Here is a 12,664-nt window from a genome sequence, read left to right as displayed (position 1 = left end):
CCGGCCGCGCGGCCGGTCGCTCGCTGGTGCGGGCGGATAGGCTCACCTCCGTGTTCTCCTCGCTCTCCGACCGCCTCACCGCCACGTTCCGCTCCCTGCGCGGGAAGGGGCGGCTGTCCCCGGAGGACGTCGACACCACCGTCCGGGAGATCCGCCGGGCGCTGCTGGAAGCCGACGTCGCCCTGCCGGTGGTGCGCCAGTTCACCACCGCCGTGCGCGAGCGCGCCCTCGGCGAGGAGGTCTCCCAGGCGCTCAACCCGGCCCAGCAGGTCGTCAAGATCGTCAACGACGAGCTGATCTCCATCCTCGGCGGGGAGACCCGCCGGCTGCGGCTGGCGAAGACCCCGCCCACCGTGATCATGCTGGCCGGCCTGCAGGGCGCGGGGAAGACCACCCTCGCCGGCAAGCTCGCCCGGCACCTGCGCAACCTCAACCACCGCCCGCTGCTCGTCGCCTGCGACCTGCAGCGCCCCAACGCGGTCAACCAGCTGCAGATCACCGGCGAGCGCGCCGGCGTCGACGTCTACGCGCCGGAGCCCGGCAACGGCGTCGGCGACCCCGTGGCCGTGGCGCGCGCCGGGGTCGAGCACGCCCGCTCCCAGGGCTACGACGTGGTCGTCCTCGACACGGCAGGCCGCCTCGGCATCGACGCCGAGATGATGCAGCAGGCCGCGGACATCAGGACGGCGACGAACCCCGACGAGATCCTCTTCGTCCTCGACGCCATGATCGGCCAGGACGCCGTGCAGACCGCCGAGGCGTTCCGCGACGGCGTCGGCTTCACCGGTGTCGTGCTGACCAAGCTCGACGGCGACGCCCGCGGTGGCGCGGCACTCTCGGTGCGCTCCGTCACCGGCCAGCCGGTGATGTTCGCCTCCACCGGGGAGAAGCTCGACGACTTCGAGCTGTTCCACCCCGACCGGATGGCCTCGCGCATCCTCGACCTGGGTGACGTCCTCACCCTCATCGAGCAGGCCGAGCGGGCCTTCGACGCCGACCAGGCGCAGAAGATGGCGGAGAAGTTCGCCAACGACGAGGACTTCACCCTCGAAGACTTCATGCAGCAGCTGCAGGCCGTGCGCAACATGGGCTCGATCAAGAAGATGCTCGGGATGCTGCCCGGCATGCAGCAGGTCCGCCAGCAGCTCGAGGCCTTCGACGAGCGCGAGTTCGACCGCATCGAGGCCATGGTGCGGTCCATGACGCCGCTGGAGCGGCGCCAGCCGCGCCTCATCAACGGCTCCCGCCGGGCCCGCATCGCCGCCGGCTGCGGGCAGAGCGTCTCCGCGGTCAACGACATGCTGGAGCGCTTCGGCCAGGCGCAGAAGATGATGCGGCAGATGCGCAAGGGCCTCGGCGGCGGCCTGCCGGGCATCCCCGGCATGCCGGGCGTCCCCGGCAGCGGCGGCAAGAAGCAGAAGGCGCGCGCCGCCGCGGCCGCCGCGAAGGGCCGCAAGGGCAAGTCCGGCAACCCCGCCAAGCGCGCCGAGCAGGAGCGCAGCGCCGCCGCCCGCGACGACGCCGCCCGGCACGCCGCCACAACCGCGGCCGCCACCAGCGCGTTCGGCCTGCCGCAGCAGGACGCGGAGGACCAGGTGCCCGACCTGTCCGGGCTGCAGCTGCCGCCGGGCTTCGACAAGTTCCTCGGCGGGCGCTGAGCGGAGGGCCGGCGTGGACGTCCTGCACCTGCGCGGACCCGTGCTCGTCTCCCCGCAGGACGAGCGCGCGGAGGCGTGGGTCGTCGGCGGGCGGCTGACCTTCACCCGGCCCACCGCGCCCGGCCTGGACGTCACCGAGCTGCGCGGATGGGTCCTGCCCGGACTGGTCGACGCGCACTGCCACGTCGGCCTCGGCCCCGACGGCGCGCTGGACGACGCGAGTGCCGAGGCGCAGGCGGTCACCGAGCGCGACACCGGGGCCCTGCTGCTGCGCGACGCGGGCTCCGCCGCCGACACCCGCTGGATGGACGCCCGCGAGGACCTGCCCCGCATCGTGCGCGCCGGGCGGCACCTCGCCCGCACCCGCCGCTACCTGCGGGGGCTGGCGCACGAGCTCGAGCCGGAGGAGCTGCCCGCCGCCGTGCGCGAGCAGGCCCGCTACGGCGACGGCTGGGTCAAGGTGGTCGGCGACTGGATCGACCGCGACACCGGTGACCTCGCCCCCTGCTGGCCCGCCGCGACCCTGCGCGCCGCCGCGGAGGCCGCCCACGCCGAGGGGGCGCGGATCACCGCCCACCAGTTCGGCGAGGAGGGCGTCGAGGAGCTGCTCGACGCGGGCTTCGACGGCATCGAGCACGCCACGGGCCTGACCGCCGCCACCATCGAGCGGGCGGCCGCCGCGGGTGTGGCCGTCGTGCCCACGCTGGTCAACATCGCCACCTTCCCCGGCATCGCCGAGCGGGGGGAGGCGAAGTTCCCGCGCTACGCGGCCCACATGCGCGACCTGCACGCCCGCCGCTACGCCACGGTGCGCGACGCCTGGGAGGCAGGGGTGCCGGTGCGGGCGGGCACCGACGCCGGCAGCGTCCTGCCGCACGGGCTGATCGTCGACGAGGTCGCCGAGCTGGTCGCCGCCGGCCTGCCGACCGTGGCCGCCCTCGACGCCGCGACCTGGGCGGCGCGGGAGTGGCTCGGCGCGGAGTCGCTGACGGAGGGCGCGAGCGCCGACCTCGTCGTCTGCCCGGCCGATCCCCGCCTCGACGTGGGCGCGCTGCGCCGGCCGGTGGCGGTCGTCCTGCGCGGACGGGTGCACCCCGGACCCTGAGCGGGCGCCCGTGCAGCCCAGGTTGCGCCGTGTCTGGCACAATGCTGGAGCACTCGAGCGCCGGGGACCCTCTCACCCTGGTGGTCGCGTCCGAGAGCCACCCGCCCGGAGTCCCCACCCTGGACGGCGACGCTCACCCCAGACCAGAACCGGGAGAATCCCCCCACCGTGGCTGTCAAGATCCGCCTCAAGCGCATGGGCAAGATCCGCGCGCCGTACTACCGCATCGTCGTCGCCGACTCCCGCACCAAGCGCGACGGTCGCGCCATCGAGGAGATCGGCAAGTACCACCCGACGAGCGAGCCCTCCCTCATGGAGGTCAAGTCCGACCGCGTGCAGTACTGGCTCGGCGTGGGTGCGCAGCCCACCGAGCAGGTCCTCGCGATCCTGAAGGTCACCGGCGACTGGCAGAAGTTCAAGGGCCTGCCGGGCGCCGAGGGCACCTACCGCGCTCCCGTGCCGCGCACCCGCCCCACCGCCCCGGACGCCGCCCCGGCCGCAGCCGCGCCCGCCGAGGCGGCCGAGGCCCCCGCCGGCGACGCCGCGACCTCCGAGAGCTGAGCCCGTGCTCGCCGACGCCCTGGAGCACCTGGTGCGGGGCATCGTCGGGCACCCCGACGACGTCCGCGTGACGTCGAAGGCGTTGCGTCGCGGTGCCCTGCTCGAGGTCCGCGTCCATCCCGAGGACCTCGGGCGCGTCATCGGGCGCTCCGGCCGCACGGCCAAAGCGCTGCGCACGGTGGTCACCGCCCTCGCCGACGGTGAGCCCGTGCGCGTCGACCTCGTGGACGTCGACCGCCGCCGCTGAGCCGCACCGGCCCCCACGGGGCCACCGCACGCGCCAGGGTCCCGCCGGCAACGGCAGGACCCTGGCGCGTGCCGCGTCCGGGTCCGGCGCCGCGTGCGGGCCGACCGGGACCGAGATCGACCACCCCCGGTACCGGGACCCGGTGCCGGGACGAGCAGGAGGAGAGAGGCCGTGGACTACGTCGTCGCGCGGATCGGCAGGCCGCACGGCATCCGCGGCGAGGTGACCGTCGAGCTCCGCACCGACGACCCCGCGCGCCGTCTCGCGCCGGGCAGCACCCTGCGCACGGACCCGGCCGGAGCCGGGCCCCTCACCGTGACCTCGCTGCGCGACCACCAGGGCACCCTGCTGGTGGGCTTCGCCGGGCACGAGGACCGCAGCGGGGCGGAGAGCCTGCGCAACGTCCTCCTCCTCGTCGGCGCCGACGAGGCCGAGGACGAGGCGGAGGAGGACGCCTGGTACCCCCACCAGCTCGCGGGCCTCAGCGCCGTCGACACGGCCGGGCGCTCCCTCGGGACCGTCCGCGACCTGCTCACCGGCTCCGCCCAGGACCTGCTGGTCGTGCGGCCCGGCGGCGGCGGGGACGACGTCCTCGTCCCGTTCGTGCGCGCCCTCGTCCCCGAGGTCGACGTCGCCGGGGGCCGGGTCGTCCTCGACCCTCCCGGTGGCCTCTTCCCGGACCCGGACCCGGACGGGCAGCCGGCAGCGGGAGAGGACGCCTGAGCCGCGTGCGCGTCGACGTCGTCACCATCTTCGGCGAGTACCTCCAGCCGCTGTCGCTGTCCCTCATCGGCCGCGCCCGGGAGGAGGGCCTGCTGGACCTGCGGGTGCGGGACCTGCGCGAGCACACCCACGACCGGCACCGCACCGTCGACGACACCCCGTACGGCGGCGGCGCGGGCATGCTGATGCGCCCGGAGCCCTGGGGCGAGGCTCTCGACGCCGTCCTCGCCGACCCGCCCGGCGACGCCCGCCCCGAGGGCCCGGTCCTGCTCGTGCCCAGCCCGGCGGGAGAGGTGTTCCGCCAGGCCACCGCCGTGGAGCTGGCCGCGGAGCCCTGGCTGGTGTTCGCGTGCGGGCGCTACGAGGGCATCGACGCCCGCGTCGTGGAGCACTACGCCTCCCGCGGGGTGCGCGTGCGCGAGGTCTCCCTCGGCGACTACGTCCTCAACGGGGGCGAGGTGGCCGTCCTCGTGATCGTGGAGGCGGTCGCGCGGCTCCTGCCCGGGGTGGTCGGCAACGCCGCCAGCGTCGAGGAGGAGAGCCACGCCGCCGCGCACTCCGGCCTCCTGGAGCACCCGGCCTACACCAAGCCCGCGACCTGGCGGGGCCTGGACGTGCCGGCCGTCCTCACCTCCGGCCACCACGGCCTCGTCGCCCGCTGGCGGCGCGACGAGGCCCTGCGCCGGACCGCGCGGCGCCGCCCCGACATCGTGGCCGCGCTGGACGCGGCCCGCTGCGACGCCGCGGACCTGCGGGTCCTCGCCGAGGAGGGCTTCTCCCCGGATGCGGGCGGAGGGTTCCGGGAGCATCCCCCCGCTGTGGCAGACTGATCCGTCGAACGCCTTCGCTGCGCCCGGCGCAGCGATCTACACCGACACCGCGTCGATCCGGTCCCCGCGCCCTGCGGGGGTGCGCCCCTGCCACGGGGGGTGTGCGCTGCACCGGAACAGCCGACGTGACCAGACGACGAACGCGGGGGACCTGTGGCGCCCGCGGGGGAGAAGCGAGCATGCACACCCTCGACAGCATCGACGCCGCCAGCCTGCGGAGCGACGTTCCCGACTTCCGTCCCGGTGACACCGTGAAGGTGCACGTGAAGGTCGTCGAGGGCAACCGCTCCCGCGTCCAGGTCTTCCAGGGCGTCGTGATCCGCCGCACCGGCGGTGGCGTGCAGGAGACCTTCACCGTCCGCAAGGTGAGCTTCGGCGTCGGCGTGGAGCGCACCTTCCCGGTGCACACGCCGATCATCGAGAAGGTCGAGATCCTCACCCGCGGCGACGTGCGCCGCGCGAAGCTGTACTACCTGCGTGACCTGCGCGGCAAGGCCGCCAAGATCAAGGAGAAGCGGACCACTCCCGCGGGCCGCTGACCGCAGGAGCGGACCACCGGCCGGGCCGCAGGACGCGCGAGAGCGCGGACTGCGGCCCGTCGCCGTCCCGTGCCCCGAGTGCCCCGCCCCGCCCGTCCACGTCCCGCCTCCCGGCCGGGCGCCGAGCACGCAGCAGGAGTCCCGTGACGTCAGAGGCCGCAGACCCGGGCCGCACCAGCACCGCGGAGCCGCCGCTGTCCGTGGTGCGCTCCGAGGAGACCTCCGTCGACTGGACGCCCACCGCGCGGCGGATCATCGCGGTGCTGTTCGTCGGGCTGCTGCTCTCCCTCGTCGTGCGCTCCGTCGCGGTGCAGGCGTTCTCCATCCCCTCCGGGTCGATGTCGCCCACCCTCCAGTCAGGCGAGCGGGTCCTGGTCTCCCGGATCGACACCCGCGGCGGGGACGTGCGCCGCGGTGACGTCGTCGTCTTCGACGGCGCCGGCACGTTCGCCCCGTCGCCCGGCGAGCCCACCGGCCTCGCCCGCGTCGGCGCCGGGGCGGGTGCCCTGCTCGGCTTCCGCCCCGGCGAGGTCGCCTTCGTCAAGCGCGTCGTCGGGCTGCCCGGAGAGCACGTCGTCTGCTGCGACGACGACGGCCGCATCACCGTGGACGGGCGCCCGCTGCAGGAGCCGTACCTGTCCGCGGGGGAGTCGCCCAGCGAGTCGCCGTTCGACGTCGTGGTGCCACCCGGCAGGCTGTGGCTCATGGGTGACCACCGCAGCGCCTCCGCCGACTCCCGCGCCCACCTGGGCCGTCCCGGCGGCGGCACCGTCTCCGTCGACGACGTCATCGGCCGCGTGGTGCTCGTCACCTGGCCGCTGGGCGACGTGCGCACCGTCGACGGCGGGAGCGGCCGGTGAACGAGGAGCCCGGCCCCGTGCAGCCGCAGCCCGCCGCTGCGGGAGCGACCCCGGCCCCGGAGCAGGAGGGCCCCCGGCACAGCGGGATCGTCACCGCGCTGCGCGAGACCGTCTTCGTGGTCGTCGTGGCGCTGGTCGTGTCCCTGCTCGTGAAGACCTTCCTGCTGCAGGCGTTCTACATCCCGTCGGAGTCGATGGAGGACACCCTGCAGATCGGTGACCGGGTCATCGTGAGCAAGCTGACCCCCGGTCCCTTCGAGCTGCACCGTGGCGACATCGTCGTCTTCGAGGACCCCGGAGGGTGGCTCGACCCGGCCCCGCCCAGCGACCGCGGGCCGCTCGCGCGGGCGCTGACCTTCATCGGCCTGCTGCCCGAGGACTCCAACGAGCACCTCATCAAGCGCGTGGTCGGCCTGCCCGGCGACCGCATCATGTGCTGCGACGACCAGGCCCGCATGACCGTCAACGGCGTCCCCGTCGAGGAGCCCTACGTCCACCCCGGCGACCCGGCGAGCAGCCGGACCTTCGAGGTGGAGGTCCCCGAGGGACGCCTGTGGGTCATGGGCGACCACCGCGAGCGCTCCGAGGACTCCCGCTTCCACCCCGACCTCGAGGGCGGCGGCACCATCCCCGTGGACGCCGTGACGGGGCGCGCCTTCACCGTCATCTGGCCCGTCGACCACTGGGCGTGGCTGGGCGGGCAGGAGGACGTCTTCGCCGAGGTCGGGGGGACGCAGGGGGTCCGGTGAACACCTCCGGCCCCCGCTCCGTGGTGCCCTCCCTGCGCGAGGAGCGGCGCCTGCTGCGCGCCGGGTCGCTGCTCGTCGCCGGCATGGACGAGGTCGGGCGCGGTGCCCTCGCCGGCCCGGTCACCGTCGGGGTCGTCCTCGTCGACGCCGGCACCCGCAGCGCGCCCGTGGGCCTGCGCGACTCCAAGCTGCTGGCACCGCAGGCGCGGGAGGCCCTCGTCCCCGCGCTGCGCCGCTGGGGCGCGGCCTGGGCCGTCGGGCACGCGGAGGCGGCCGAGATCGACGCGGTCGGCATCATCGCGGCGCTGCGGCTGGCCGGGCGGCGGGCGCTGGCCCAGCTGCCGCGCCGGCCCGACGTGGTGCTGCTCGACGGCTCCCACGACTGGCTCAGCCCGCCGGGGCAGCCCACCCTCCTCGACGCCTGCGCGGGGGAGGAACCGGGCCCGGCCGTGGTGACGCGGGTGAAGGCCGACCTCGCGTGCGCCTCCGTCGCCGCGGCCAGCGTGCTCGCCAAGACCACCCGCGACGAGATCATGGTCCGCCACGCCCTGGCCGAGCCCCGCTACGGCTGGGACGGCAACAAGGGCTACAGCGCTCCCGGGCACCTCGCCGCCCTGGCCGAGCACGGCCCCTGCGACCTGCACCGGCGCAGCTGGCGGCTGCCCGGACCCCGCGCCGCCGTTCCGCGCGCAGCCACCGTCCGGGCGGCGGCGGGCGAGACGTCCGGGGAGGGGTTGGGCACGGGGCCTGCCCGGCAGGCATGATGGCCGGGTGAGCGCAGAGGACCTCGAGAACTACGAGACCGAGATGGAGCTGCAGCTCTACCGCGAGTACCGCGACGTCGTCGGTCTCTTCGCCTACGTCGTGGAGACGGAGCGGCGCTTCTACCTGGCCAACCAGGTGGACCTGCAGGTCCGCACCGCCGACGGGGAGACCTACTTCGAGCTGCGGCTCGCCGACGCCTGGGTCTGGGACGTCTACCGCCCCGCGCGCTTCGTGAAGAACGTGCGGGTGGTGACGTTCAAGGACGTCAACGTCGAGGAGCTGTCCAAGAGCGAGATCGAGGTGCCCGAACCGCCGCTGCGCGGTCACTGACCCCGGGGAGCGGGCACCGCCGCCCGCGCCCGGCCGCCGGCACCCACTGCTCCACAGCCCGCGCCGCCGCGCACTGCGTCCACAGCGGACGTGCGCGGCGGCCCGGTGCCCGCCCCGCGGCGGCAGCCTCCTCGCGGAGGTGGTGCGCGTGGGCGCGAAGGACGCGGTGGGCGGGTACGGCGAGAGGGTCGCCGTGCGGCACCTGCAGCAGGCGGGCATGACGGTGCTGGCGCGCAACTGGCGCTGCGAGCACGGGGAGCTGGACATCGTCGCCCGTGACGGCGACTGCCTGGTCGTGTGCGAGGTCAAGACCCGCCGGAGCCTCGCCTCCGGCCACCCCCTCGAGGCGGTGACCCCCGTCAAGGTGGCCCGCCTGCGCCGGCTCGCCGCGGCGTGGATGAGCGCCCACGGCGTCCGTCCCCGCGACGTCCGCCTCGACGTCGTCGCGGTGCTGCGCCCGCTGCGCGGTCCCGCCGTCGTGGAGCACCTGCGGGCGGTGGGCTGACGTGGCCCTCGCCCGGACCCTCGGGGTCGCCCTCGTCGGCGTGCAGGGCCACGTCGTCGACGTCGAGGCGGACATCGCCCAGGGCCTGCCCGCCTTCGTGCTCGTCGGCCTGCCCGACGCCTCGCTGATGGAGGCCCGCGACCGCGTCCGCGCCGCGACCGCCAACTCCGGCTGCACGCTGCCGCCGCGGCGCATCACCGTCAACCTCTCGCCGGCCACCCTCCCCAAGCGGGGCTCCGGCTTCGACCTCGCGGTGGCGGTGGCGGTGCTGGCCGCCGCGGGGACCGTGCCGCCCGCCGCCGTCTCCGGCGTCGTGCACCTGGGCGAGCTCGGCCTCGACGGCAGCGTGCGGGCGGTCCGCGGGGTCCTGCCCGCCGTCCTCGCCGCGGCGCGCGCCGGCTGCGAGCGGGTCGTCGTGCCGCACGACAACGCCGACGAGGCCGCCCTCGTGCCGGGCGTGCGGGTGCTGCCCGTGCGCCGCCTCGCCGACCTCGTGGCCGAGCACCGGGGGGACCCGCCGCCCGAGCCCGCCGACGAGAGCGCCCCCCGCGCGGCCGGGAACGACCACGCGGCCCCCGGGCGCGTCGTCGCGGACCTCAGCGAGGTGGTCGGGCAGGCCGAGGGCCGCCTCGCCCTGGAGGTGGCGGCCGCGGGGGGCCACCACCTCCTGCTCACCGGGCCGCCCGGGGTCGGCAAGACCATGCTCGCCGCCCGCCTGCCGGGCCTGCTGCCCGACCTCGCCGAGGCCGACGCCCTCGAGGTCACCGCCGTGCACTCCGTGGCCGGCACGCTGCCCGCCGCGGCCACCCTCGTGCACCGGCCCCCCTTCGAGGACCCGCACCACACGGCGTCGGTGGCCGCGGTCATCGGCGGGGGCAGCGGCCTGCCCCGCCCCGGTGCCGCCTCGCGCGCACACCGGGGCGTGCTCTTCCTCGACGAGGCGCCGGAGTTCGACCGTCGCGTGCTGGAGTCGCTGCGGCAGCCCCTGGAGCACGGCGAGCTCGTCCTGCACCGCTCCCGCGGCACCGCCCGCTTCCCCGCCCGGTTCCAGCTCGTGCTGGCGGCCAACCCCTGCCCGTGCGGCCGCGCCGGCGGGAAGGGGCTGGACTGCACCTGCACGCCCGACGCCCGGCGCCGCTACGCCGCGCGGCTGTCCGGGCCGCTGCTGGACCGGGTGGACCTGCGGGTGGCGGTGCGGCCGGTGACCAGGGCGCAGGTGGGCGGCGCGGCGGGGGAGCCCACCGCGGTCGTCGCGGCGCGGGTGGCGGCAGCCCGGGCCGCTGCCGCCGCCCGTCTCGCCGGGACCGGCAGCACCGCCAACGGGCAGCTGCGCGGGGCGGAGCTGCGCGGCCGGCTGCGGCTGGCGCCCGCGGTGACGGCGGACCTCGACCGGGCCCTGGACCGCGGAGCGCTCACCGTCCGCGGCTACGACCGGGTGCTGCGGGTCGCGTGGACGCTGGCCGACCTCGCGGGCCGCAGCGCACCGCACGGGGACGACCTCGGGCGTGCCCTCGCCCTGCGCGGCGCCGAGGGCGGTGTGCGGTGAGCCCGGGCGCCACCGTGCCGGCCGGCCCGCGTGCCCCGGTGCGCCCGCTGCGGCAGGTCCCCGGTCCGCTGCGCGTCGCCCTGGACGACGAGCGCACGGCCCGGGCGGCGTGGAGCAGGCTCGCGGAGCCCGGGGACGCGCAGGCGTCGCGGCTGGTGGCCGAGTGCGGGGCGGTCGCCGCGCTGGAGGCGGTGCTGGCCGGGCACGGGGCGCAGCGCTGGCGGCTGCGGCTGGAGGGCGCCGATCCCGGTGCGGACCTGCGCCTGCTGCGCCGCCTCGGGGGCAGGTTGCTCGTCCCCGATGACCCCGAGTGGCCGCGGGGCCTGGCCGACCTCGACACCGCGACCGCCACCGACGGCAGACCGCTGGGCCAGCCGCTGTGCCTGTGGGTGCGCGGGCCCCTGGAGCTCGCGGCGGCCGCCACCACCGGGGCGGCGCTCGTCGGCAGCCGCGCGGCCACCGCCTACGGCGAGCACGTGGCCGCGGAGCTGTCGGCGGGGTTGGGGGAGCGCGGCTTCGCCGTCTGGAGCGGCGGCGCCTACGGCATCGACGCCGCCGCCCACCGCGCCTCCGCGGCCACGGGCGGCCCGACCGTCGCGGTGCTGGCGGGTGGGGTGGACCGGCTCTACCCCCGCGGCAACACCGCGCTGCTCGAACGGATCGCCGAGACGGGGGCGCTCGTGAGCGAGGTCCCTCCCGGCAGCGCCCCCACCCGGTGGCGCTTCCTGGAGCGCAACCGCCTCATCGCAGCGGCCACCCGCGGCACCGTCGTCGTCGAGGCGGCGTGGCGCTCCGGCGCGCTGGCGACCGCCGACCGCGCGGAGCGGCTGCTGCGCCCGGTCGGCGCGGTGCCCGGGCCGGTCACCTCGGCGGCCTCGGCGGGCTGCCACCGGCTGCTGAGGGAGCGCGGGGCGGTCTGCGTCACCGACGCGGCGGAGGCGGCGGAGCTGCTCGGGCCGGTGGGGGAGCACCTGCCGCCGCCGCGGACGGGACGGCAGGACGACCTCGACGGGCTGTCCCCGGCCGACCGCCGGGTCGCGGAGGTGCTGCCGTCGCGGGCGGCCGCGTCGACGGAGGCGCTGGCGGCCTCGGCGGGACTGGACGTGGCCTGCGTGCAGGCGGCACTGGGACGGCTGCACCTCGCCGGGATCGCCGCCCCGGTCGACGGAGCGTGGCGGCGGTCCGCGCCGCAGCGGCGGCCGTGACCGGGGCGGGCCGCCACCGCCTGCGGAGGGAGCGCGGGGCTCGCCGGGAGGGCCGCTGCGCCCTGCCTGCGGGCGCCGGTGCCTACTGTGCAGCCATGCCCGAGCGGAGCCCCGAAGCGCAGGACGAGCTGCTGGAGGCGTTCGCGCAGCACCTGCGCGCCGAGCGGGGGCGCTCGGAGCACACCGTGCGCGCCTACCTCGGGGACGTGGGCGACCTGCTCGGGCACGCCGCGCGGGCGGCCGGCGGCGCTCAGGGGTCCGCGGAGGCGCTGGCGCGGCTGGACCTCGCCGTCCTCCGCGCCTGGCTGGCCGAGGGCTCCCGGCGGGGACTGGCCCGCTCCACCCTGGCGCGGCGCTCGGCGGCGGCGCGGACCTTCACGGCGTGGGCCCAGCGCAGCGGCCGCCGCACCGACGACCCGGCGCTGCGGCTGCGGGCGCCGCGGCGCGCGGGGGAGCTGCCCCAGGTGCTGCGGGCGGAGCAGGTCGCCGCCCTGCTGGACGCCGCCGCGCAGCGCGCCCTCGACGGGGACCCCGTGCACCTGCAGGACGTGGCGGTCCTGGAGGTCCTCTACGGCACCGGCTGCCGGGTGGCGGAGCTGGTCGGTGCGGACGTCGACGACCTCGACCTGGGCCGGCGCACGCTCCGGGTGCTGGGGAAGGGCTCCCGCGAACGGGTGATTCCGTTCGGCGTCCCGGCGGCCGAGGCGCTGGCCGCGCACCTGTCGCGATCACGTCCGCAACTGGCCCGCGAGGGGTCCGGCCCGGCGCTGTTCCTGGGCCGGCGGGGCTCCCGCCTGGGACAACGCCAGGTCAGGGCCGTGCTGCACGCCCTGCTGGGGTCCCTGGAGGAGGTGCCGGACACCAGCCCGCACGGGCTGCGCCACAGCGCGGCGACCCACATGCTGGACGGAGGAGCTGACCTACGTAGCGTTCAGGAACTGCTCGGTCACGCTACGCTTTCAACAACGCAGATCTACACGCATGTCTCCGTAGAACGCCTGCGGAGGTCGTACCGCCAGGCCCATCCCCGGGCCTAGCGGG

15 protein-coding genes are annotated in these 12,664 nt (G+C 76.7%); all 15 read left to right on the top strand.

Features of this window, described 5'->3' with window-relative positions:
• Nucleotides 1-50: 50 nt before the first annotated feature.
• The gene (gene ffh, locus CLV92_RS01120) at nt 51-1,658 is read left to right on the top strand and encodes a signal recognition particle protein (RefSeq protein ID WP_104430926.1); all 1,608 of its coding nucleotides are present in this window, start codon (nt 51-53) and stop codon (nt 1,656-1,658) included.
• 13 nt (nt 1,659-1,671) lie between these two features.
• Nucleotides 1,672-2,763, top strand: coding sequence for an amidohydrolase family protein (locus tag CLV92_RS01115; RefSeq protein ID WP_104430925.1), 1,092 nt, complete (start codon nt 1,672-1,674; stop codon nt 2,761-2,763).
• Nucleotides 2,764-2,931: 168 nt separating this feature from the next.
• Nucleotides 2,932-3,324: a 30S ribosomal protein S16 gene (gene rpsP, locus CLV92_RS01110; protein ID WP_104430924.1), complete on the top strand. Its 393-nt coding sequence runs from the start codon at nt 2,932-2,934 to the stop codon at nt 3,322-3,324.
• A gap of 4 nt (nt 3,325-3,328) precedes the next feature.
• The gene (locus CLV92_RS01105) at nt 3,329-3,571 is read left to right on the top strand and encodes an RNA-binding protein (protein WP_104430923.1); all 243 of its coding nucleotides are present in this window, start codon (nt 3,329-3,331) and stop codon (nt 3,569-3,571) included.
• Between the two features lie 171 nt (nt 3,572-3,742).
• Entirely contained in the window at nt 3,743-4,294 is a 552-nt protein-coding gene (gene rimM, locus CLV92_RS01100) for a ribosome maturation factor RimM (protein WP_104430922.1), read from the top strand.
• A gap of 5 nt (nt 4,295-4,299) precedes the next feature.
• Nucleotides 4,300-5,124, top strand: a complete 825-nt coding sequence (trmD, locus tag CLV92_RS01095) for a tRNA (guanosine(37)-N1)-methyltransferase TrmD (RefSeq protein WP_104430921.1) — start codon at nt 4,300-4,302, stop codon at nt 5,122-5,124.
• Nucleotides 5,125-5,303: 179 nt separating this feature from the next.
• Nucleotides 5,304-5,663, top strand: a complete 360-nt coding sequence (gene rplS / locus CLV92_RS01090; protein ID WP_104430920.1) for a 50S ribosomal protein L19 — start codon at nt 5,304-5,306, stop codon at nt 5,661-5,663.
• A gap of 143 nt (nt 5,664-5,806) precedes the next feature.
• Nucleotides 5,807-6,523, top strand: a complete 717-nt coding sequence (lepB, locus tag CLV92_RS01085) for a signal peptidase I (protein WP_170112703.1) — start codon at nt 5,807-5,809, stop codon at nt 6,521-6,523.
• The gene (gene lepB, locus CLV92_RS01080; RefSeq protein ID WP_211290751.1) at nt 6,520-7,272 is read left to right on the top strand and encodes a signal peptidase I; all 753 of its coding nucleotides are present in this window, start codon (nt 6,520-6,522) and stop codon (nt 7,270-7,272) included. Before lepB (CLV92_RS01085) ends, lepB (CLV92_RS01080) begins: the two co-directional genes overlap by 4 nt.
• Complete coding sequence (locus tag CLV92_RS01075) at nt 7,269-8,036, top strand: ribonuclease HII (protein WP_211290750.1); 768 nt, start codon at nt 7,269-7,271, stop codon at nt 8,034-8,036. The genes lepB (CLV92_RS01080) and CLV92_RS01075 overlap by 4 nt, the downstream gene beginning before the upstream one ends.
• A 7-nt stretch (nt 8,037-8,043) precedes the next feature.
• Nucleotides 8,044-8,367 (top strand): DUF2469 domain-containing protein, encoded by a 324-nt coding sequence (locus CLV92_RS01070; RefSeq protein WP_104430919.1) that lies wholly within the window; start codon nt 8,044-8,046, stop codon nt 8,365-8,367.
• Between the two features lie 148 nt (nt 8,368-8,515).
• Nucleotides 8,516-8,872, top strand: coding sequence for a YraN family protein (locus CLV92_RS01065; protein WP_104430918.1), 357 nt, complete (start codon nt 8,516-8,518; stop codon nt 8,870-8,872).
• 1 nt (nt 8,873) lies between these two features.
• Nucleotides 8,874-10,418: a YifB family Mg chelatase-like AAA ATPase gene (locus CLV92_RS01060; protein WP_104430917.1), complete on the top strand. Its 1,545-nt coding sequence runs from the start codon at nt 8,874-8,876 to the stop codon at nt 10,416-10,418.
• Nucleotides 10,415-11,623, top strand: coding sequence for a DNA-processing protein DprA (dprA, locus tag CLV92_RS01055; protein WP_211290748.1), 1,209 nt, complete (start codon nt 10,415-10,417; stop codon nt 11,621-11,623). Before CLV92_RS01060 ends, dprA begins: the two co-directional genes overlap by 4 nt.
• 95 nt (nt 11,624-11,718) lie before the next feature.
• Nucleotides 11,719-12,660, top strand: coding sequence for a tyrosine recombinase XerC (locus CLV92_RS01050; RefSeq protein ID WP_104431254.1), 942 nt, complete (start codon nt 11,719-11,721; stop codon nt 12,658-12,660).
• Nucleotides 12,661-12,664: the final 4 nt, after the last annotated feature.

The sequence above is a fragment of the Kineococcus xinjiangensis genome, assembly GCF_002934625.1.
GTDB classification, from domain to species: domain Bacteria; phylum Actinomycetota; class Actinomycetes; order Actinomycetales; family Kineococcaceae; genus Kineococcus_A; species Kineococcus_A xinjiangensis.
Note: the sequence above shows the minus strand (reverse complement) of the source record. Positions and strands in the feature narration are given on the sequence as shown.

Excerpts from the sequence above, each read along its gene's own strand:
- rplS (WP_104430920.1), top strand. The coding sequence starts at position 5,304 with ATGCACACCCTCGACAGCATCGACGCCGCCAGCCTGCGGAGCGACGTT.
- CLV92_RS01050 (WP_104431254.1), top strand. The coding sequence starts at position 11,719 with ATGCCCGAGCGGAGCCCCGAAGCGCAGGACGAGCTGCTGGAGGCGTTC.